Raw genomic sequence first — 418 nt, forward strand, 5'->3', positions numbered from 1 at the left:
ACGCTCGTGGGGATTGCCCGTTATCATAGCGGACAGGAAGTCCTTTGCGAGCCAAGGTGAGTTTGAACACTATATATCGGAAGAAATCGCTCCGTATCAAGCGGACCTTATTTGTCTTGCCGGATTTATGCGAATTTTGAGCGGAGATTTTATCGCTCCTTATGAAAATAAAATTATTAATATTCATCCCGCCTTGCTTCCGTCCTTTAAGGGCTTACACGGACAAAGACAGGCGTGGGAAGCAGGCGTCAAGGTTGCCGGTTGTACGGTGCATTTCGTCGTCCCCGACATGGATGCGGGCCCCATTATCATACAGGAAACGGTTCCTGTAAAAGACGATGACACGGCCGATACCCTGGCGGCACGTATTCTGACAAAGGAACACCCGTCGTACGTGCGAGCCGTTTCCCTGTTTTGT

At 49.8% G+C, this 418-nt stretch carries 1 protein-coding gene; it reads left to right on the top strand.

Annotated elements, in window-relative coordinates:
* Nucleotides 1-418 (top strand): phosphoribosylglycinamide formyltransferase (purN, locus tag PGX78_RS09010; RefSeq protein WP_270446626.1); only part of this gene is annotated, 418 nt, incomplete at both ends.

The sequence above is a fragment of the Megasphaera sp. AF13-6AC genome (assembly GCF_027685385.1).
GTDB lineage: Bacteria > Bacillota > Negativicutes > Veillonellales > Megasphaeraceae > Megasphaera > Megasphaera micronuciformis.